15 protein-coding genes are annotated in these 19908 nt (G+C 72.3%); 11 read left to right on the plus strand and 4 right to left on the minus strand.

What is annotated here, in order from left to right; genetic code table 11:
- Window positions 1-258 precede the first annotated feature (258 nt).
- From ACFYML_RS17315 to ACFYML_RS17325, 3 genes are read left to right on the plus strand one after another with little or no spacing between them, the layout of a single operon-like run.
- Window positions 259-990 (plus strand): sugar phosphate nucleotidyltransferase, encoded by a 732-nt coding sequence (locus ACFYML_RS17315; RefSeq protein ID WP_073837058.1) that lies wholly within the window; start codon window positions 259-261, stop codon window positions 988-990.
- Window positions 978-2045 carry an iron-containing alcohol dehydrogenase family protein gene (locus ACFYML_RS17320; RefSeq protein ID WP_073837057.1) on the plus strand — a complete coding sequence of 356 codons (1068 nt, stop codon included), beginning with the start codon at window positions 978-980 and terminating at the stop codon, window positions 2043-2045. The genes ACFYML_RS17315 and ACFYML_RS17320 overlap by 13 nt, the downstream gene beginning before the upstream one ends.
- A complete protein-coding gene (locus ACFYML_RS17325) occupies window positions 2020-2745 on the plus strand; it encodes a CDP-alcohol phosphatidyltransferase family protein (RefSeq protein WP_387421558.1) in 726 nt (241 codons plus the stop codon). The genes ACFYML_RS17320 and ACFYML_RS17325 overlap by 26 nt, the downstream gene beginning before the upstream one ends.
- Before the next feature lie 358 nt (window positions 2746-3103).
- On the opposite strand, the gene ACFYML_RS17330 is transcribed toward ACFYML_RS17325, so the two are convergent.
- Window positions 3104-4387 carry a glycosyltransferase gene (locus ACFYML_RS17330; protein ID WP_387421559.1) on the minus strand — a complete coding sequence of 428 codons (1284 nt, stop codon included), beginning with the start codon at window positions 4385-4387 and terminating at the stop codon, window positions 3104-3106.
- Between the two features lie 24 nt (window positions 4388-4411).
- On the opposite strand from ACFYML_RS17330, the gene ACFYML_RS17335 reads away from it, so the two are divergent.
- From ACFYML_RS17335 to ACFYML_RS17355, 5 genes are all read left to right on the plus strand, one after another.
- Window positions 4412-5272 carry an Fpg/Nei family DNA glycosylase gene (locus ACFYML_RS17335; RefSeq protein WP_387421560.1) on the plus strand — a complete coding sequence of 287 codons (861 nt, stop codon included), beginning with the start codon at window positions 4412-4414 and terminating at the stop codon, window positions 5270-5272.
- Window positions 5273-5596: 324 nt separating this feature from the next.
- Window positions 5597-7111: a sugar transferase gene (locus tag ACFYML_RS17340; protein ID WP_387421561.1), complete on the plus strand. Its 1515-nt coding sequence runs from the start codon at window positions 5597-5599 to the stop codon at window positions 7109-7111.
- 40 nt (window positions 7112-7151) lie between these two features.
- A complete protein-coding gene (locus tag ACFYML_RS17345; RefSeq protein ID WP_357434339.1) occupies window positions 7152-8375 on the plus strand; it encodes a histidine kinase in 1224 nt (407 codons plus the stop codon).
- Between the two features lie 34 nt (window positions 8376-8409).
- Window positions 8410-9171 carry a LytTR family DNA-binding domain-containing protein gene (locus ACFYML_RS17350; protein WP_357434340.1) on the plus strand — a complete coding sequence of 254 codons (762 nt, stop codon included), beginning with the start codon at window positions 8410-8412 and terminating at the stop codon, window positions 9169-9171.
- A gap of 20 nt (window positions 9172-9191) precedes the next feature.
- Entirely contained in the window at window positions 9192-9380 is a 189-nt protein-coding gene (locus ACFYML_RS17355; protein WP_387421722.1) for a DUF5701 family protein, read from the plus strand.
- Here ACFYML_RS17355 and ACFYML_RS17360 read toward each other — a convergent pair.
- The 3 genes from ACFYML_RS17360 to ACFYML_RS17370 are packed head-to-tail and all read right to left on the minus strand — an operon-like array spanning window position 9334 to window position 11659.
- The gene (locus ACFYML_RS17360) at window positions 9334-10539 is read right to left on the minus strand and encodes a WD40/YVTN/BNR-like repeat-containing protein (protein ID WP_387421562.1); all 1206 of its coding nucleotides are present in this window, start codon (window positions 10537-10539) and stop codon (window positions 9334-9336) included. The two genes, ACFYML_RS17355 and ACFYML_RS17360, sit on opposite strands and share 47 nt — an antisense overlap.
- On the minus strand, window positions 10526-11047 hold the full coding sequence (locus tag ACFYML_RS17365) for an RNA polymerase sigma factor (RefSeq protein ID WP_387421563.1): 522 nt from the start codon (window positions 11045-11047) through the stop codon (window positions 10526-10528). The genes ACFYML_RS17360 and ACFYML_RS17365 overlap by 14 nt, the downstream gene beginning before the upstream one ends.
- A 60-nt stretch (window positions 11048-11107) precedes the next feature.
- Window positions 11108-11659, minus strand: coding sequence for a Uma2 family endonuclease (locus ACFYML_RS17370; RefSeq protein ID WP_387421564.1), 552 nt, complete (start codon window positions 11657-11659; stop codon window positions 11108-11110).
- A gap of 182 nt (window positions 11660-11841) precedes the next feature.
- Here ACFYML_RS17370 and ACFYML_RS17375 point away from each other — a divergent pair, with 182 nt between their 5' ends.
- From ACFYML_RS17375 to ACFYML_RS17385, 3 genes are all read left to right on the plus strand, one after another.
- Window positions 11842-12285, plus strand: a complete 444-nt coding sequence (locus tag ACFYML_RS17375) for a hypothetical protein (RefSeq protein ID WP_387421565.1) — start codon at window positions 11842-11844, stop codon at window positions 12283-12285.
- Window position 12286: 1 nt separating this feature from the next.
- Window positions 12287-13927 carry a cation acetate symporter gene (locus ACFYML_RS17380; protein ID WP_387421566.1) on the plus strand — a complete coding sequence of 547 codons (1641 nt, stop codon included), beginning with the start codon at window positions 12287-12289 and terminating at the stop codon, window positions 13925-13927.
- 179 nt (window positions 13928-14106) lie between these two features.
- Window positions 14107-19905: a hypothetical protein gene (locus ACFYML_RS17385; protein ID WP_387421567.1), complete on the plus strand. Its 5799-nt coding sequence runs from the start codon at window positions 14107-14109 to the stop codon at window positions 19903-19905.
- Window positions 19906-19908: the final 3 nt, after the last annotated feature.

A 19908-nucleotide genomic window follows, 5' to 3' on the forward strand; every position in this document is an offset into this window, starting at 1 on the left:
CGTACCGGGACAAGCCCGTCACCACCACGAGCGTGCCGCGACATCAAGGACGGGCTGATCGCGAGGACGCCTTCGCCGCCCGGCGTTCGATCAGCCGGTGACCGACGCCCGTTGAGCTGCGGAAACGGCCGCGCATTATAGCCGAATTCAGGGTGCTTCCTGGCTGAACGACCGGCTAACACCGGTTGGCCGGAGCACTGCCGGGCGGTGACGCTATTCTCCACGATGACCATGTGTCAGTCGTGGGGAGGCGTCGGCATGATCGGGATGGTACTGGCAGCCGGTGCGGGGCGTCGGCTGCGCCCGTACACCGACACCCTGCCGAAGGCATTGGTGCCGGTGGACGGGGAGATCACCATCCTCGACATCGCGCTGCGCAACCTCGCCGAGGTGGGCCTGACCGAGATCGTGATCGTGGTCGGCTACGCGGCGGACGCGGTCCGGCAGCGGCAGGCGGCGCTGGAGGAGAAGTACGGCGTCAAGATCACCCTCGTGTTCAACGACAAGGCCGAGGAGTGGAACAACGCCTACTCGCTCTGGCTGGCCCGGGAGCACTTCTCCCGGGGCGTGCTGCTGGTCAACGGCGACACCGTGCACCCGGTGAGCGTGGAGAAGACCCTGCTGGCCGAGCGCGGGCCGGCCATCCTGCTCGCCGTCGACACGCTCAAGCCGCTGGCCGAGGAGGAGATGAAGACCACCTTCGACGCGGCCGGCCAGCTCACCCGGATCACCAAGCTGATGGACCCGGGTGAGGCGTACGGGGAGTACATCGGTGCGACGCTGATCGAGCCGCAGGTGGCCGACGCGCTCGCCGACGCCCTGGAGGCGACCTGGCGGCGCGACCCGAACCTCTACTACGAGGACGGCTACCAGGAGTTCGCCGACCGGGGTGGCGAGGTGCGGGCGGCGCCGATCGGTGACGTCTCCTGGGTCGAGGTCGACAACCACGCCGACCTGGCTCGGGCGTGGGAGATCGCGTGCCGCTACTAGCCAGGACCGTCAACACCCCGCTGGCGATCGAGGTCCGCCGCGGTGCGGTCGCCGACCTCGGTCCGCTCCTCGCCGACCGGCGGATCTCCACCGGGGGCGACGTGGCGGTGGTGGTCGGCCCCGGTCAGGGCGAGAAGATCGTCGAGCTGTGCCGGCCGTCCCTCGGCGCGGCCGACGTGTTCACCGTCACCGGCGGCACCATCGACGCGGCCAACCAGCTCGGTGACCGGCTGCGCCGCCGCCAGTACGACGCGGTGGTGGGCATCGGTGGCGGCAAGACCATCGACACCGCCAAGTACGCCGCCACCCGCTACGGCATCCCGATGGTGACCGTGGCGACCAGCCTGGCGAACGACGGCATCGCCTCGCCCACCGCCTCGCTCGATCACGAGGGCGGCAAGGGCTCCTACGGGGTGCACATCCCGATCGCGGTGATCGTGGACCTGGACTTCGTGGAGAGCGGGCCGGACCGGCAGACCCAGGCGGGCATCGGCGACGCGGTGAGCAACCTGAGCGCCTGCGCCGACTGGGAGCTGGCGCACGAGGTACGCGGCGAACCGATCGACGGCCTGGCCCTCACCCTCGCCCGGACGGGCGCCGAGGCGCTGCTCAACCACCCCGGCAAGATCACTGACGACGGCTTCCTCACCACCCTCGCGGAGGCGCTCATCCTCGGCGGCATCGCGAGCTCGGTGTGCGGGTCGACCCGACCGGCCAGCGGCGGCGACCACGAGATCTCGCACGCCATCGACAAGCTCTACCCCGGCACCGGCTCACACGGCGAGCAGGTCGGCCTCGGCGCGCTGTTCTGCACCTTCCTGCGCGGGGAGACCGAGCGCTTCCGGCAGCTCGTCCGCTGTCTGCACCGGCACGGCCTGGCGACCACGCCGGCCGAGCTGGGCCTGACCGACGAGCAGTTCGTCGAGGCGGTGCAGTATGCGCCGGCCACCCGGCCGGGCCGTTACACCATCCTCGAACACCTTGCGATGTCGCCCGACGAGACCCGCCGGCGGCTGGGAGATTACGCCGATGAACTTCGCGATGACCTTGGCTGACCCGTCCCGGCCCGCCGTCGCCGACTTCCACCGGGTCAACCGGGGCGGCGGCCTGTTCAGCGAGTCGGTCAGCCAGTGGATCGGGGCGGTCTTCGCGCTGGCCGCCCAGCGGCTCGGGCTGCGCCCCACCGCGCTGAGCGTCACCAACCTGGTGCTCGGCCTGGCCGCCTCGGTCACCGTGGTCGCGCTGGCCGGCCCGGTGGCCGCCGGCGACGTCCCGGCCTGGGCGGTCGGGCTGGTCGCCCTGGTCGGCTGGCAGCTCGCCTACGCGCTGGACTGCGCGGACGGGCAGCTCGCCCGGGTCACCGGTCAGGGCAACGCGGCGGGTGCCCGGGTCGACGTGCTCTGCGACGTGGCCGTCCAGATCGCCCTGGTCGCCGCCCTCGGGGCGACCGCCGTGGCGCAGCGCCCGTCGACGCCGACCTGGCTGATGGTCGTCTTCGCCGGCACCTGGATGGTCAACCTGGTCACCTCGGTGATGCAGGCTGGCCCAAACGCGGCCAGCATGGTCACCTCGTCCTCGTTCCCGGTCCGCCTGGTGAAGCTGGTCCGGGACTACGGCGCAGTGATCTTCCTGGCCGGTCTGGTGCTGACCGTCGCCCCGGCGCTGACCATCTGGCTGGTCGTCGCCTTCACGATCGTCAACGGCGGCTTCCTGCTCGCCAGCATCACGTTCTCCGCCCGCGCCTCCCTCCGCTGACGGCCGCGGCTGAGACCGGCCGCGCCCCGGCCGGTGCCACGCCCAGCGGTCCCGGGCGACGGTGAGTGACCTTCCACACGCGGTCGCGCCCGCCACCCCACTCGCTTTGCTCTGCAGCCACGGACGCAGCGGTAGCTGAGAGTGCCTGTTGCGTCGATGGCTGCATAGCAAAGGCGGCGAAGCGGGCCTGGCGGGAATCCCTGGGAATCCGGCATCGGCCCAGCTCAGCGCCGAAAATGCTCAGGGGCGGGTGAAGCACTCCCCGAGCGGGCGCCCTTCGCCGGCCACGTTGAGTGAGAACTGGGCGACCGCCGAGGCGGAATCACACTCGGTGATGACCGCACGGAGGTCCGCGGGGTCAGCGGTCCCCGGCGGCCGCCGTCCGGCTCCGCGCCACATCGGCGTAGATGTCGATGAGGCGCTTGGTGACCACGTCGGGGTGGAAGGTGCGCTCGTAGCGGGCCCGGGCCGCCGGGGCGAGCCGCGCCGCACCGGCCCGCGCCACCGGTAGGGCGGCGGCCAGCGCGCCCGGGTCCGGGGCCACCACCCAGCCGGCCTCGCCCACCTGGACGCCGTCGGGGATGGCCGGGCCAGCGGAGTCCCCGGCGACGGCGGAGGCCACCTCGGCCGGCCCGGTGCCCGCGGGCTCCCGTGGGGTGTCCGCGCCGACCAGGTACGGGATCCCGCCGAGCGCGGTGCCGAGCACCGGACGGCCGCTGGCCAGCGCCTCGATGATCACGGTCGGCAGCACGTCGTGCCAGGTGGAGGTCGCCAGCACCACGGCGCTCGCCTCGATCGCGGCGCGCACCCCGGCCCGGTCGAGCTGGCCCAGGTAGATCACGTCGGGGCGGTCGGCGGCGGCCGCCTCGGCCAGCGGGCGCAGCTCGCCGTCGCCGGCGATCCGCAGCGTGCCCAGGGCCCCCACCGGGTGCCGCCGCCACGCCTCCAGCAGCAGGTCGAGCCCCTTCTCCGGGGTGAGGCGGGCCATGAATAGGAACCCGTCGCCGAGCGGCGCCGGCGTACCCGGGTCGGGGACGGCGTTGGGCTTGACCACGATCCGCTCGTCCGGGATGCCGTAGTCCCGCAGGTGGTCGGCGACCGCGGTGGTGAGCGCGATGAACCGGTCCACCGACCGCCAGGTCGGGCGGTGCACGGCGAGGGTGGTGGCCATCAGGGCGCTCTGCGCCCGCGAGCCCCGGTAGCAGCGGTGCACGATCGCCGGCACGCCCAGCGCCCGCCCTCGGCAGTCCTGGCAGATCACCCCGTCCCGGAAGTAGAGCCCGGAGGAGCACACCTGCCGGTAGTTGTGCACCGTCTGCACCACCGGCACGCCGCGCTTGTGCGCGGTCCGCACCACCCAGGGCGAGAGCAACGGGTACGGGTTGTGCAGGTGCAGCACGTCCGGACGGTGCTCGGCGAGCAGCCGGTCCAGGTCCTGCTGGGCCTGCGGCGCCCAGATCGGCGAGATCGGCAGCAGCGCCTTGGCCGGCTTCGACATGGTGGGAATCTCGTCGGAGCTGCGCAGGAACGGCAGCACCTCCACCCCGGCCGCGGTGAGCTGGGCGATCTCCGCGTCGACGATCGTGTTCTCGCCGGAGGGCTGGGCTTCCCGGTACCGGTTGTGCGCCACCACGATTCTCACGGGAAAGAAGGCTACCGTTGTACGGTGCCCGAACTACCGGAGGTGGAAGCGCTCGCCGGCTACCTGCGCGAGCGCGCGGTGGGCCGGCGCGTCGAGCGCATCGAGGTCGCCGCGATCAGTGCCCTGAAGACGTACGACCCGCCGCCGAGCGCGGTGGCGGGCAAGGCGGTGGTCGGCGCGGGCCGGCACGGGAAGTTCCTGGACGTCCGGTTCGACGGCGGACTGCACCTGGTGGTCCACCTGGCCCGCGCGGGCTGGCTGCACTACCGGGAGGCGTTCCCGTCGGCCGCCCCGCTGCGCCCCGGCAAGGGCCCGATCGCCCTGCGGGTACGCCTCGACGACGGCTCCGGCTTCGACCTGACCGAGGCCGGCACCCAGAAGAAGCTGGCCGCGTACCTGGTGACCGACCCGGCGCTGGTGCCCGGGGTGACGAAGCTGGGCCCGGACGCGTTCGACGCCGACCTGGCCACCTTCGCCGAGCGGCTACGCAGCCGGCGGGGCCAGGTCAAGGGGGTGCTGACCGACCAGGCGGTGCTGGCCGGGGTCGGCAACGCGTACTCGGACGAGATCCTGCACGCGGCGAAGCTGTCCCCGTTCGCGATCACCGACCGGCTCACCGACGACCAGCTCGCCGTGCTGCACGCGGCGACCCGCGCGGTGCTCGGCGACGCGGTCCGGCGCTCGATGGGGCAGCGGGCCGCCGAGCTGAAGGGGGAGAAGCGCTCGGGCCTCAAGGTGCACGCCCGGACCGGGCTGCCCTGTCCGGTCTGTGGCGACACCGTCCGCGAGGTCTCGTTCGCCGACTCCAGCCTCCAGTACTGCCCGACCTGCCAGACCGGCGGCAAGCCGCTCGCTGACCGAAGGTTGTCCCGCCTCGTACGGTGAGTAATCACACGGGATGACTACGGAGAGGAATCGGCTGCGGATCGCCGAACGTCCCACTCGCGCCTCTACCGGGGCCGCCATCCATCGGTATAGTGGCTCGGTCCCCGGCTTCACAACCGATACGGAGCCGGCCAGATCCCTACGAGCACCGACGGACGGCATCTCCTTCGGGGGGCCGTCCCGACCGGGCCCGCGTGGGAGACTGGGACGGTGGGCGACCCGGGTCCTCACGGCGAGTGAGGGCGCGTGTCATGCGGGAGGACATGGGTTGAGGTGACGACAAGCCTCCAGCGCCCGGTAACCAACACAGGCCGGAGCAAGAGCGTGCGGCACGTCGACAGCTTCGAGATCCAGCCGCCGACTCCGCCGTCGCACAACGGCGTACCCCGGTCGGCGTGGGCCCGCGCCCGTCGCCGGGTGTCCCGCTGGCACCGCCCCTACACCGCGATCCTGCTCCTGCTCGACTTCGCGGCGGCGGCGCTGGCGAGCTTCATCTCGATCCAGAGCTTCCAGCAGGCGTCCTCCGGCTTCTACGGTGCCGACGAGGACCCCACCTGGTTCTACACTGTCGCGTTCCTGCTGCTGCCACTCGGTTGGTTGGTCATCCTCTGGGGGAACCGGGCGTACGACCGCCGCTACCTGGGGCTCGGCCCGGACGAGTTCAAACGGGTGGTCCGCGGCGGCGTCGCGGTCGCCGCGACGGTCTCCTTCCTCGCCTTCGCCACGAAGACGACCGGGCTGTCCCGGTGGACGGTCGGCACTGCCCTGCTCGGGGCGCTGGTGCTGATCCTGCTGGAGCGCCTCGTCGCCCGTTTCCTGCTGCACGTCGTCCGGCGCCGGGCGGGTCAGGCCGGGCACCGGATGGTGCTGGTCGGCACCCTGCCGGAGTGCCTGGAGGTCTACACCACGGTCACCCGCAGCCCCGGGGCCGGCCTGGTGCCGGTGGCCATCCACCTGACGGACGGGTATGCCGCCGCGCGCGGCATCGAGACCCCGGTGCCGGTCTACGCCGGCCGGGACGTGCTCGCCCTGGTCCGGGAGGTCGGCGGGGACACCATCGCGGTCTGCGGCTCGGCCAGCGCCGAGCCGGGCGAGCTGCGCCGGCTGGCCTGGCAGCTCGAGGGCTCCGGCGTCGACCTGGTGGTCGCGCCCCAGCTCACCGACATCGCCGGCCCCCGGGTGCACATCCGCCCGATCGAGGGCCTGCCGCTGCTGCACGTCGAGGAGCCGACCCTGTCGGGCCCGGCGCTGCTGGTCAAGAACCTGATGGACCGGCTGGCCGCCGGGCTGGGCCTGGTGCTGCTGATCCCGCTCTTCCTCGCCATCGCGGTCGCCATCCGGATCTCCGACCCCGGGCCGGTCTTCTTCCGGCAGCCCCGGGTCGGGCACGAGGGGCGGACCTTCCGGGTCTGGAAGTTCCGGACCATGTACACCGACGCCGAGGAGCGGCTGGCCAGCCTGGTCGACCAGAACGAGACCGACGGCATGCTGTTCAAGATCAAGCAGGATCCGCGGGTGTTCCCGGTGGGCCGCTTCCTGCGCGCCTCCTCGCTGGACGAGCTGCCCCAGCTGATCAACGTGCTCTGGGGCGAGATGTCGCTGGTCGGGCCGCGTCCGCTGCCGGCCGACGACGGTGACTTCCTCGGCGACGTCCGCCGCCGGCTGCTGGTCCGGCCGGGCATCACCGGGCTCTGGCAGGTCTCCGGTCGCTCCGACCTCTCCTGGGACGAGGCGGTCCGGCTCGACCTCTACTACGTCGACAACTGGTCGCTGGCGTACGACCTGAGCATCCTGTGGCGGACCATCGGGGTGGTGGTGGCCCGCAAGGGCGCGTACTGACCCCTTGGCGGGCGGCCCCCGAGCCGCGAGGATCTGGGCCGTGGGTGGCAACCTCTCCGCCGTCTTCGGCGTCGTCTCGCTGGTCACCGCGCTCGCCGCGGCACTCTGGGCGGTGCTGCGGCTGCGCGCCCGGCGGGGCATCGCCACGGCCACCCAGCGGGCCACCTACGAGGTGCTGCATACCGCCGGCCTCGCCGCCGAGCCGCTGCGAGCCGGGTTGAGCAGCACGGGCGCGGCGAAGGCCGTACGCCATCTGCGGGCGCTGGTGGGCGCGGCCGGGCTGGCCCTGACGGACCGGGAGGCCCTGCTCGCCCTCGACGGGCGCGGCGCGCACCACGGCGACCAGTTGCTCGCGGCGGCCCGGCGGGCGGCGTCCGCCGGGCGGTCGACCGTGCTGCGGGAGTCGGAACTGCGCTGCGACCTGGTGGACTGCCCGGTGCGGGGCGCGGTGGTGGCGCCGCTGAGCGCGGACGGCCGGGTGGTCGGGGCGCTGGTGGCGATCGCCGACGAGCAGCCGGCCCCGGGGCTGGTGCAGGCGACCCTGGAGACCGCGCACTGGGCCGGCGACCAGCTCGCCCTGGCCGAGCTGGACTCGTCCCGGGAGCGGCTGGCCCGGGCCGAGGTACGCGCCCTGCGCGCCCAGATCAGCCCGCACTTCATCTACAACGCGTTGACCGCGATCGGCTCGTTCGTCCGAACCGACCCGGAGCGGGCCCGGGAGCTGATCCTCGAGTTCGCCGAGTTCACCCGATACTCGTTCCGGGCGCACGGCGAGTTCACCACCCTCGCCGAGGAGCTGCGCTCGATCGACCGGTATCTGACCATCGAGCGGGCCCGGTTCGGCGACCGGCTCCAGGTGCGCCTGCAGATCGCCCCGGAGGTGCTGCCGGTGACCCTGCCGTTCCTCTGCCTCCAGCCGCTCGTGGAGAACGCGGTCCGGCACGGGTTGTCCCGCAAGCCGGGCACCGGCATGGTGAGCATCGAGGCCCGGGACGCGGGCGCCGAGTGCCACATCACGGTGGAGGACGACGGAGTGGGGATGGATCCGACCACGCTCACCGCCGGCATTGCCGAGCTGGCCGCCGCGGGCGGCGACCCGACCGACGACGCGGGGCAGCACGTGGGCCTGTCGAACGTCGACGAGCGGCTGCGGTCGGTCTTCGGGGACCGGTTCGGCCTGACCGTCGAGACCGGCCTGGGCTCGGGTACGAAGGTGAGCATGCGGGTGCCGAAGTTCCATCCCGGGGTACGGGCGGGTTCGTGAGCGGGCGCAGCGAGGGAACGACGGGGTCAGCACAGTGACGGCATCCGGTTTTCTCAGGGTGCTGGCGGTGGACGACGAGCCGCCGGCGCTGGACGAGCTGGCGTACCACCTGCGGGCCGATCCCCGGGTGGCTCGGCTGCACACGGCCGGGGACGCCACCGAGGCGCTGCGGGTGCTCCGCGACGCCGACGTGGACGTCGTCTTCCTGGACATCCGGATGCCCGGGCTGGACGGGATGGAGCTGGCCCGGGTGCTGCGGCGGTTCGCCCGGCCACCGGCGATCGTCTTCGTCACCGCGTACGACGACGGCGCGGTCGACGCCTTCGACCTGGGCGCCACCGACTACGTGCGCAAGCCGGTACGCGCCGAGCGGCTGGCCGAGTCGCTGCGCCGGGTGATCGGCTCCCGGGTGGTGCCGTCGCACCCGGCGGCCCTGGCCCGGGCGGAGGAGGACCCGACCATCCCGATCGAGCTGGCCGGGACGACCCGGATGCTGCCCCGCTCGGCGGTGCGCTGGGTGGAGGCGCAGGGCGACTACGCCCGGCTGCACACCGCGGACGCTTCGCACCTGGTCCGGGTCTCGCTGGCCACCCTCGCCGAGCGCTGGGCGGACGCCGGTTTCGTGCGGATCCACCGGTCGTACCTGGTGCAGTTGAAGCTGATCGCGGAGCTGCGGCTGGTCAACTCGGGCTACGTGGTGGTGATCGACGGGACGGAGCTGCCGGTCAGCCGCCGGCACACACGCGAGCTGAAGGACAAGCTGGTCCGGGCGGCGAAACAGGACTGGAACCGCTAGCCGAAATTTCTCTCGGCAGGATCAGCCAGGGCGCGCCGAAGCTCGGCTGGTGCTGGTACGGCAACCCGCACACCTGGCTCGGCTCCGCGACTGCCCACCCGGTCCGGTCGGCCTGGCGTGAGTCCGCGGCGGCCCGGCCGTTCGGCCGCGCCGCCGCGCCAATCAGAGGGCGAGGTCGAACTGGGTCCAGGTACGCCCGTCGCGGGTGAGGACGAAATGGTCCGGCTCGCCGTTCGACCCGTCGTACCGGCCGAAGAGCCAGGCATAGCCGGGGGCGACACTGACCGAACCGACGGGCCAGCCCTTCCCCCGCGCCACCGTGAAACTCCGTCCGTCGTCCCGGCTGACCAAAACTTCGGCCGAGCGGCTGTCCTCCGGCCCGGTCTGCGTGATCGCCAGCAGGGAGCCGTCCGTCCCCACCGTCAGGTCCCAGTGCGGTCGCTCCGGCAGGTCGGCGCCCGTGGCGGTCCAGCTCGCCCCACCGTCCGTGGTCCGCGCCAGCGTGGTCGAGCCGGCCCGGGACGACATCAGCTGGTACCCCTCGCGGTCGTCGACCCCCACCAGCGCCAGGAGGCTCGTACTGTCCGGTGGCTGCCAGGTCTTCCAGGTCGCGCCCCGGTCGGCGCTGCGGGCCCCGGTGGTCGCCGCACCACCTGCCCGGTACGTCGCCCAGATGGTGCCATCCGGAGCCGGGTAGAGGCTGAACAGCTGGAGCAGCGACGGCGGCTCGCCTGTGAGCCGGTAAACCTTGCCGGTCGACGGGTCCACCGCCAGCGGCTCATTCATCGCCCCGCAGCCGAACTGGCAGAAGACCGGCCGGGCTGCCGCCGGAAACGCGCGCACCCCCGCGATCGCCCGGTCCGCGTCATGCCACGTACGGCCGTAGTCCGTAGAGAGGCGGAGCAGTCCACCGTCGTCGACCAGATACGACCGGTCACCGAGCACGGAGTACTCCAGTTTCTCCGCCGTTTCGGTGGAGCCGCGCTTGCATCTGGTGGCCTGGTACCGGGCCGCGTCCCAGTCGGACCAGGTCCGGCCCCCGTCGTCGGTGCGCGCGAAGCGGAGTACGCAGCCGTCGATGCGCACGTCCACCCCCGAGGCGGGACCGGTAAGCGTGAAGTCGCCGGGGTTGCCAAACAGGGTGGGACCGGGCGATGGCCTGTCCGGCACCGCCGGCTCATGCTGCTCTGGCGGGGACACCAGCGGTGCGACCGCCATCGCGGCCAGCGCGGCCAGGGCCGTCGCCGCCAGCGCGACCGACCGGTGCCAGCGGGAGCGGGCCACCCCACGCAACTCGTCGAGTGGCGGCTGCCGAACGGCGTCTGCCACGGTGTCGATGTTGAAGCCGGAGAACTCACGATCGGACATCGGTCCTCCTGGTGCTGGTGCTGCCAGTGACGTCGGAGTCGCTGAGCAGCGCTGCCAGAGCCTGCCGCCCACGGGAGAGGCGGGACTTCACCGTGCCGGAGGAGACGCCGAGGGTCGCCGCGACCTCGTCGACCGGCAGGTCGACGAGGTAGTGCAGGGCCAGCGCGTGTCGCTGCCCCTCGGGCAGGTCCCGCAACGCCGCCAGCAGGGCCAGGTGCTCCGGCGAGCGATCGGCGACGGCGGGTGGCGGACCGATCCGGAGCAGCAACCGGTCCAGCACGCGTCGCCGCCGGTGTCGGCTGCGGGCCACGTTCACCGCAACCCGCCGCAGCCACGCCTCCGGGTTGTCGAGCCGGGCGAACCGTCCGGGCGCGGCCAGAGCTCGGGTGAACGCCTCCTGGACCGCCTCCTGTGCCTCGCTCAGATCCCCGGTCACCGCATAGATCTGGACCACCAGCCGGCGGAAGCAGCCAGCGTAGAGCTCGGAGATCAAATCACCGTCGGACACCGTCACCTCCCCTCTCCACCTCTCCCACTCGCGGGCGGGGAAGAAGGTTCCGGGACGCGCTCAGAAGATGTCCGCCACCGCGAACGCGAGCGGGAAGGGCTCCCCGGCCCGGTAGACGTCGGTCACCCCGGCCTGGGCGGCCTCGCGGTAGCCGCCGCCGACGTGCTCCAGCACGGTCAGGGTCTGCTTCCGCGGCTCGACCAGCCAGTAGCGGGGGATGCCGGCCGCGGCGTACTCGTGGCGCTTGAGCACCAGGTCCCGGCCGGCGTTGTTCGGCGAGATCACCTCGACCACGAGAAGCACATCAGCCGGGTCGAGCGCGGCACCGCCCCGGTCGAGGGCGTCCTCCCGAGCCACGAATAGATCCGGCACGAAGTACGACGAGCGTTTCGCGCTGACTCCGATGTCCTGCCCGACGAGCAGGCCGGCCGGCGCCTGCCGGTCGAGGAGCCGCCGGAGGCGGTTGGCGACCGCCCCGTGGAAGACGTCCGCGTGGGGGGACACGAGCAGGCTCCCGTCGAAGATCTCGTAGTCCTGGCCGTCCTCGGGGAGGTCCTGGAGGTCGTCCACCGTCCAGGCCTCGCCTCGGCCGGGCCGAGCCGGGCTGGTCACTGTCACACCTCCTCCCTACCCGACCACCCTGACATCCCGCCCCGTCGTCCACAACGAACCCACCGCCATCCACCGGGTTGTCCACAGGAGTGACGCGTTCTCCACAAGTTGTCCACAGGCCGGTGCGACGGACGCCGTCGCGGAACCTTGACATTCGCGGTGATCAGGCGAGACTGCCGGAGATGACCGGAGCGGACGATCGAGGCGTTCCGGGGCGGCCGGCTGCCGCTCCGGTGCCGGCCCCGCGCGCGGCCGAGCCGCCCGGGCGTACGCGGATCGTGCTGGCCGAGGTGTCCCGCTCGGGCAGCCGGGCGGACCGCACCCGCTCCGAGTTGACCCAGCAGACCCGGGTCGGCGAGGCGCTGGTCCGGGGGCTGGTCCGGGCCCAGCTCGCGCTGGCCCTGCGGCTCAGCCTGCTGGTGCTGATCGGGCTGGGCGGCCTGCCCTGGCTGTTTGCCATCGCACCCTCGGTCGGTCGGGTCACCGTGCTCGGGGTCAACCTGCCGTGGCTGCTGCTCGGAGTGGCCGCGTTCCCGTTCCTGATCGCGGTCGGCTGGGCGTACGTGCGACTGGCGGAACGGAACGAGCAGGACTTCACCGACCTGGTCCAGCGGCCGGAGCGCTGAGATGGGCAACGGGTACGTCGTCCCGGCCATCGTGGCGGTCACCCTGGTCACGGTCGGGATCGGCTTCTACGGGCTGCGGCTGGCCCGGACCACCTCCGACTTCCTGGTCGCCTCCCGGGCGATCAGCCCGACCTGGAACGCCGCCGCGATCGGCGGCGAGTACCTGTCGGCGGCGAGCTTCCTGGGCGTGGCCGGCCTGATCCTCAAGTACGGCGTGGACGTGCTCTGGTACCCGGTCGGCTTCGCCGCCGGCTATTTGGCGCTGCTGCTCTTCGTGGCCGCCCCGCTGCGCCGCTCGGGGGCGTTCACCCTGCCGGACTTCTGCGAGGTGCGGCTCGGCTCGCGGCGGTTGCGCAAGCTGGCCACCGTCTTCGTGATCTTCATCGGCTGGCTCTATCTGGTGCCCCAGCTCCAGGGCGCCGGACTGACCCTGGCCACGGTCGCCGGCTCGCCGTACCCGGTGGGTGCGCTGCTGGTCGCCGTGGTGGTGACCGCGAACGTGGCGCTGGGCGGGATGCGGGCGATCACCTTCGTCCAGGCCTTCCAGTACTGGTTGAAGCTGACCGCGCTGGCCGTACCCGCGATCTTCCTGGCGTTGCAGTGGCAGGCCGACGCCCGCCCGGCGGTGGCCCCGCCCGACGGGCCGGCGTTCCGGACCGCGACCACCGTCGTGGTCGAGCACCGCGCGACCCTCACCTTCCCCGACGGCGACGTCCGGGAGGTACGCACCGGCGACCGCCTCGACTTCGCCGCCGGCGACCCGGTGCCGGAGGTCTCCGGTACGGCCACCGACGCGGCGGACTGGCTGCTGCCGGACACCGCCGGGGACGACGACCGGGGGCTGTTCGCGACGTACTCGCTGATCCTGGCCACCTTCCTCGGCACCATGGGGCTGCCGCACGTGCTGGTGCGCTTCTACACCAACCCGGACGGCGCAGCCGCCCGCCGGACCACCCTGGTGGTGCTCGCCCTGGTCGGCGCCTTCTACCTGCTGCCCACCATCTACGGCGTGCTGGGCCGGATCTACACCCCGCAACTGCTGGTCACCGGCCAGACCGACGCGGTGGTGGTGCTGCTGCCCGGGGCGGTGCTCGGCGACGGGCAGGTCGGCCGGCTGCTCGCCGCGCTGGTCGCCGCCGGGGCGTTCGCCGCGTTCCTCTCCACCTCGTCCGGGCTGCTCACCAGCGTGGCCGGGGTGATCTCCACCGACGTCCTCGGCCGCGGCTCGGTACGCGGCTTCCGGCTGGCCACGGTGATCGCCGGCGGGGTGCCGGCGGTGCTCGCGCTCAACCTCTCCGGGCTGGACGTCTCCCAGGTGGTCGGGCTGGCCTTCGCGGTGGCCGCGTCGAGCTTCTGCCCGCTGCTGGTGCTGGGCATCTGGTGGCGCGGGCTGACCGACCTGGGCGCCGCCGCCGGGGTGCTGGTCGGCGGCGGCGCCGCGATGGGCGCCGTGCTGCTCACCGTGCTGGGTCCGCCGCTGACCGGTTGGCCGGCCACGTTGACCACCCAGCCGGCCGCGTGGACCGTGCCGCTGGCGTTCACGGTGATGGTGGCGGTCTCGATCGCCACCCGGCGGCGGCTCCCGCCCGACGTCGGCACCACCATGCTCCGCCTGCACGCCCCGGAGGCGCTGCGGCTCTGAGCGCGTCCAGGGCCTGAGCGGGTGGAGCATCGTGACGACGCGCTGTGCGGACGGCACGGAAGCAGGGGGCTTCTGCCGTCAAGTGGCGGAGATGTCCGAAACCCGATTAATCAGTGGACATATTTCGATGTCACAAGAAAGGCTTGTCGCATTTATCGCCACCCGGGGGAGGCGTCCTCATGCGCAGCCGCGCAAGGTTCGGCCGTACGTTCCTGACCACCGCCGCCACTATCGCCCTGTTGACCGGCCAACTCGCCGTACCAGATCCGGCCCGGGCGGAGCCCGGCCCGGAGGCACCGAAGCCCAGCACGGCAACCGCGAAACCCGACCCGACCACGCCGGACGGCACGGCCTCGGACACGAACGGGCCGTCGCGTACCGCGATCATGCCGCAGCTCGACCAGGTGCCGCCCGTCAACCCGGCACCCGGCTCGGTGCGGGTCGACCGGGGGCCCTCCGCCGCGCTGACGCCGATCGCCCCGCTACCCGCGGTCGATCCGGCCGCCGGGACGGTCGCCATCGACCGGGCCCCGGTCGTGCCGGACCCGCCGGTCCGGCCCGCACCGCTCACCCTGCCGCTGCATCCGGGCCAGGAACTGGTCGACGCCACCGCCGCGGATGCCATCACCACGCTCGACCGGGCCGGCCGGCTCCACCCGGACCGCACCCCGGACCTGGACGCCCGCAAGCTCCAGCCCCAGGTCTCCTCGGCCCAGTTCGTCGATCCGGCGCAGCCGGTCACGCTGGAAGCGCTGATCACGGCCCTCGCCAGCGGAAACATCCCGCCGCCCCTGCCGGTCGACCCGCTGGCGCTGCTCGAGCAGTTGCCCGACGGCATTCCGCGCATCACCTACCGGATCTGCTCGGAGTCGGCCACCAAGACGGTGTCCTGCTCGCTCACCCTGCCGCTGGCCGTACCCGCGATCGTGGACGTGACCGGCGACGGCACCCCGGACGTGCTGGCCGACCTGCTGCCGGTGGCGCTGCCCGGCGACGTGGTCGCCGCGGTGCGCCAGCTCCTCGAGGTGCAGTCCGCCCTCAAGGCGGCCCAGGATCGCCTCGCCGTCGTCCTGGAGCTGCTCAAGGACCCGCTCCAGGTCATCCTCCATCCCGAGCTGCTGCTCGAACGGCTGCGATTGCAGGACCTGATCGCGGATCTCCAGGCGCAACTGGCGGACAAGCTGGAGGCCCTGCTCGACCTGATCAACGTCGGCGTCGCCCTGCTGGCGCTCCGCCTGCCCACCAGTGAACTGGCCGGCCAGCCGCTGCCGGCGCACGTCTGGGCCGTCTACGACATCCCCGGCCACCAGCGGATCTCGGTCGGCTTCGACGGGCTGCGGCGCGGCACCACCCTGCCGACCGGCACCCTGGGGCTGTTCACCTTCAACCCGGTGACCCTGCTGCGGGGCGTGTACGACATCCAGGCCCGGCTGCTCCAGGGCGGTGCCGGCGACGCGCTCGCGGTGACCGCCGGGCTGGCCTCGGTGACCGACGACAGCGCGGGTGACCCGTACCAGCCGACGGTGGCGAGTGCCCGCTTCTCCCCCGTACCGTCGATCTTCTCGGCGCGGGCCCGGATCGATCCGGGCAGCGACACCACCGACCAGCACGTGCTGGTGGACTCGACCAGCGACAAGGCCACCCAGCTGGACGTCCAGGTGCTCAGCAACCGGGACGGCGTCGACGAGTTCACCCAGCTCGTCGTCGACGAGCTGCCCACCAGCGTGTCCGTCGAGCTGACCCGGCCACCGGGCGGGAAGGCCACCCTCGCCTATCGGGCGTCCACCGGCATCGACCGGGTGCTCTTCGCCGACTTCGGCTACCAGCCGGCGGGCCTGGTCAACGCGGTCCAGGCCAGCGCCGAGGCGATTCCCACCTCGTTCGACGCGGCGTTGGCGAACACCGACACCGGGGTCGATCTCGACTACACCGCGAGCAGCCAGCTCGCCGCGCTGGACGTCGCCGTGTACGACAAGGCCGGCGGCCTGGTCGGCCGGGGCTCGCTGCGCAAGCTGCCCACCGAGGTGACCCTCACCGCCGACACGGGCGCCAGCCACGTGACGTTCAACGGCGCCCAGCCGCTCGGCTCCGGCACCGTGGCCATCTCGCGCAACCTCGGCGCGTTCGCGCCGTACGACAGCGACCACGCGACGCTGGTCACCGCCGGCACCGCGCTGGGCGTCTCCGCCCGGGTCACCGGAATGCGGCAGGTCGACGCCTACTACGACGGGCATCCCCGGCTGACCACCACGTTCGATCCGGGCGGCCAACCCTTCGTCGCCGCCGGTGACCTGGACGGGCTGCACAAGGCCCGGCTGGAGCTCTCCAACCTGCCGGCCACCGCGTCGCTGGACGTGGACACGGCGGCGCGCACGGTCGCGTACCAGACCAGCTCGGTGATCCACCGGGTGTTCGCCGCGTACACCAACACGGCCGCCGGGCCGACCCTGTTCGCCACCGTCACCGAGCTGCCCGAGCGGATCAACCTCTCCTACGACCTGGGTGACCGGCCTCGGCTGCGGTACGAGGCGACCAGCCGGGTGCAGAAGGTGGAGGTGTTCGCCAGCCCGGCGCACGTGGAGACGTTGCGCCCGCAGCAGGACCACTACCTGTCGGCGGCCGCCGCCGGGCTGGCCACCACCATGGACTTCCTGCTGGATCTGCCGGCCCGGCACCTCGACGGCACCCAGTCCGATCCGCTGACCAGCCTGGCTGCGGTGGTCCGGTTGCCGTCCGGTGGCCGGGACTGGACCGCGATGGCCGACCTGACCGGCGTGCCGGCCCGGTTCGACGCCGACTTCGCCGAGGGCACCTACCGGTTCCGGGGCCTGTCCGGGCCGCTCGGCGGGGCCCGGCTCGCGGTCACCAACCACGCCGGCCAGGTCGCCCCGACCGGGCTGCACCTGGGCGTGCACTACCGGCAGGTCACCGGCGACCTGGACGGCAGCGTGTCGGTGCGCAACCTGTCCTGGGTGGAGTACGCGCGCGACGGCGGCGGGCAGACCTTCCGGCTGGACACCGACACCGGCGGCGACCCGGTGTTCGTGGACGCGGACGTGCTGCTCGCCGCGAACGGCGTGGACGACACCCAACTCTCGGCGGTAGCCCGGGTGGACGGCCTGCCGAACACCATCCGGTCCACCTTCGCCGACGGCCGGCTCAGCTACACCGCGACCGGCCACCTCGGGCTGACCATCGGCGTCCGGGTGGGCAAGGTGGGTGCGCTGGCGGGGCTGGGCGCACCGCTGTTCGCCAACGGGGTGGCCCTGGTCGGCAACGGCTGCGACACCGGCAACGGCTGCGCCAAGGACGAGAGCGTCTTCTGCACGGTGTTCGCCCGCTGCCTCGGGCTGGTCGGCACGGTCCGGCTGCCCGGACTGCCGAGCAACCTGGCCGTGGACACCCGGGCGCGGACGGTGGTGTTCACCGGCTACCGGCCGCCGGCCGCGCCGTTGCAGGCGTACCTGCGCCTGGCCGGGCTCGTCGACAGCCTGCCGGACGTGCGGGCCCTGGCCAGCCTCTCCGGGTTGCCGGCCGAGCTGGACATGACGGTCGGCCCGGTCGAGGTCGCCGGCGGCTCGATCGACTTCCGGTACACGGCTTCGGCACCGCTGGGCAGCCTGCGCTTCGACGCCGACGTGACCACCACCGACCAGACCTTCCCGGTGGTACGCGGCCGGGCCACGATCGGCCGGCTGCCGGCCACGATGCACGTCAACGGCACGATCGGCGACCGGACCACGGTGGCGGTCCGCAACTCGGCCGCGGTGGACTCGGTCGGGCTCACCGTGACCAACGCCAGCACGGGTTACCTGACCGCGTCGGTGACCGGCGTGCCGGCCACCGTGGACGCGCTGGTCGACCTGCCGGCCCGGCACGCCGAGACCACCATGTCGGCGCCGATCTCGGCGATCTCGTTCCTGGCCCACGTGCCGTACGGGGGCCGGACCTGGTCGGCGTTCGCGGACGTCCGCGGCGTGCCGGCCCGGTTCGACGCGGACTGGGGCAACGGCGCGTACGCGTTCCGGGCCGCCGAGGGCAGCTCGCTGGGCAGCGCGGCGTTCGCGGTGACCAACCACGCGGCCGCCCTGGCACCGGCCGGGTCGCACCTGGCCACCCACTACGACGAGGCCAACGGCAACATCGACGGCAGCGCGTCGATCACCGGACTGCAGGACGCCGAGTTCGGTCATTCCGGTTCGTCGGTCACGGCCAGCTACCACGCACAACGCCAGACGATCGCGCTCGACGGCGACGTACGGCTGGCCGCGGGCGGTGCGCAGGACGTCCGGCTGGGGGCACTGGGCCGGCTCGGGCCGATTCCGGGTACCATCACCTTCAGCTCGAACGGCGGTGTGATCAACTACGCCGCCGACGCGACGCTGGACGTGGAGACGCAGTTCTGGCTGGGCAAGGTGGCCGCGCTGGACGGTCTCGGGGCGCCGCGCTACGCCAACGGCGCCTCGGTGGTTGACCGGGGCTGCACCGTCGGGCCGGGCTGCGCCAACCAGGGCCCGTTCTGCGTGGACGGGAAGTGCTTCGGGTTGACCGGGATCATCAACGTCTCGGGGCTGCCCAGCCGGGTGACCGTCGACCCGACCACCCGGAGCTACTCGTTCGCCGGCTACCAGCCCCGGTCGAACAAGTTGACCCTGTACGTCGACGACTCGGTCTTCGTACCGTCGCCGCCGGACCGGATCAGGGCCGAGGCGACCCTGACCGACCTGCCGTCCGGGATCAACTTCACCCTCGGCCCGATCGCCCTCACCGACACGCTCAGCATCAAGTACGACTCGGACGTCGCCTCGGCCGGCATCCTGGACGTGCACGCCCAGGCCGACCAGGTGCCGAAGTTCGACTCGACCCGGGCGCTGGCCCACCTGGACCCGATCCCCGGTGGCCTGGAGGTGAGCGGCAAGGTCGGCTCGCCCACCTCGGTGCGGGTCAAGAACTCGACCGTCATCGACAACCTGTCGATCAAGGCCACGGGCACCTTCCGCAATGACCCGGCCACCGGCCGGGTGCAGCTCCGCGACGTGCCCACCGACATGACATTCAGCGCCCGCGGGTTCGGCAACGCCGAGGGAGACAACCTGCCCACGGTGGACTACACGGCGAACGACGGGCGGGACAGCCTCGACATCGACGTCGAGGTCGAGGCGAATCTGGTGAAGAAGACCGACGACTTCGAGGCCGGGCCCGACGATCTCGAACTGCACATCACCAACCTCGGCCACCGGACCACAGTGGCACTCGCGCCGGACACCCAGGTCGTCACCATCACCTCCGTACCGAAGACCGACGAACTGCAGATGGTCGGCAATCTGCACCTCTCGGTGCCGAGGAAGGAGATGGACCTGGAGTTCTTCAACTGCTTCGGCCTGGTCCGCGGGTTGTTCACCGGACACGCCGAGGTGGGGGAGAGCTGGATCAGCGACATCACCTTCACCCTCACCGACATCCAGGCGGCGACGCTGCGGCCGGGCAACGTCCGCACCGACCTACCGTTCGGGCTGCCAAAGGCGTTGGGCTACCTGTTCCTGGCCTTCGACGGAGCGTTCGGTCAGGCGACCATGACGATGGACGGCGTCCACCTGGATATGGACATCGACCTGCTGCTCCGTATCGACAAGATCATCGGGCCGGACTTCTTCAAGCAGGACCTCAAGCTGGTCGGGTTGTACGACAGCGTCGACTACCATCGCTACGATCTGCACCAGCCCAGCAAGGTAACGGTCGAGGTCAGCACCTGGGGCATCCCGCTCGCCGAGATCGTCCTGGCGATCTGGCCCGGCCTGGCGGAAAAGTCCCGTAACGGGGTGACTGTGCCCGGCGGTCGGCCGAGCGTGGTGACCATGCTCGACCCGGGAGACGACGTGGACGACTACATCTTCGACCTGCTCGCGTACGCCGCCTGGCCGTTCGACGGCGAGCACGCGGCCAAGCAGGAGAACACCGGCGACGGCGGGGCGTGCTGACCG

Source organism: Micromonospora sp. NPDC007230 (assembly GCF_042869115.1).
In the GTDB taxonomy this organism is placed as follows: Bacteria; Actinomycetota; Actinomycetes; order Mycobacteriales; family Micromonosporaceae; genus Micromonospora.

Coding starts and splice junctions, on each gene's coding strand:
- ACFYML_RS17375 (WP_387421565.1), top strand. CDS start 11,842: ATGACCGGAGCGGACGATCGAGGCGTTCCGGGGCGGCCGGCTGCCGCT.
- ACFYML_RS17360 (WP_387421562.1), bottom strand. CDS start 10,539: ATGTCCGATCGTGAGTTCTCCGGCTTCAACATCGACACCGTGGCAGAC.
- ACFYML_RS17380 (WP_387421566.1), top strand. CDS start 12,287: ATGGGCAACGGGTACGTCGTCCCGGCCATCGTGGCGGTCACCCTGGTC.
- ACFYML_RS17315 (WP_073837058.1), top strand. CDS start 259: ATGATCGGGATGGTACTGGCAGCCGGTGCGGGGCGTCGGCTGCGCCCG.
- ACFYML_RS17385 (WP_387421567.1), top strand. CDS start 14,107: ATGCGCAGCCGCGCAAGGTTCGGCCGTACGTTCCTGACCACCGCCGCC.
- ACFYML_RS17325 (WP_387421558.1), top strand. CDS start 2,020: ATGAACTTCGCGATGACCTTGGCTGACCCGTCCCGGCCCGCCGTCGCC.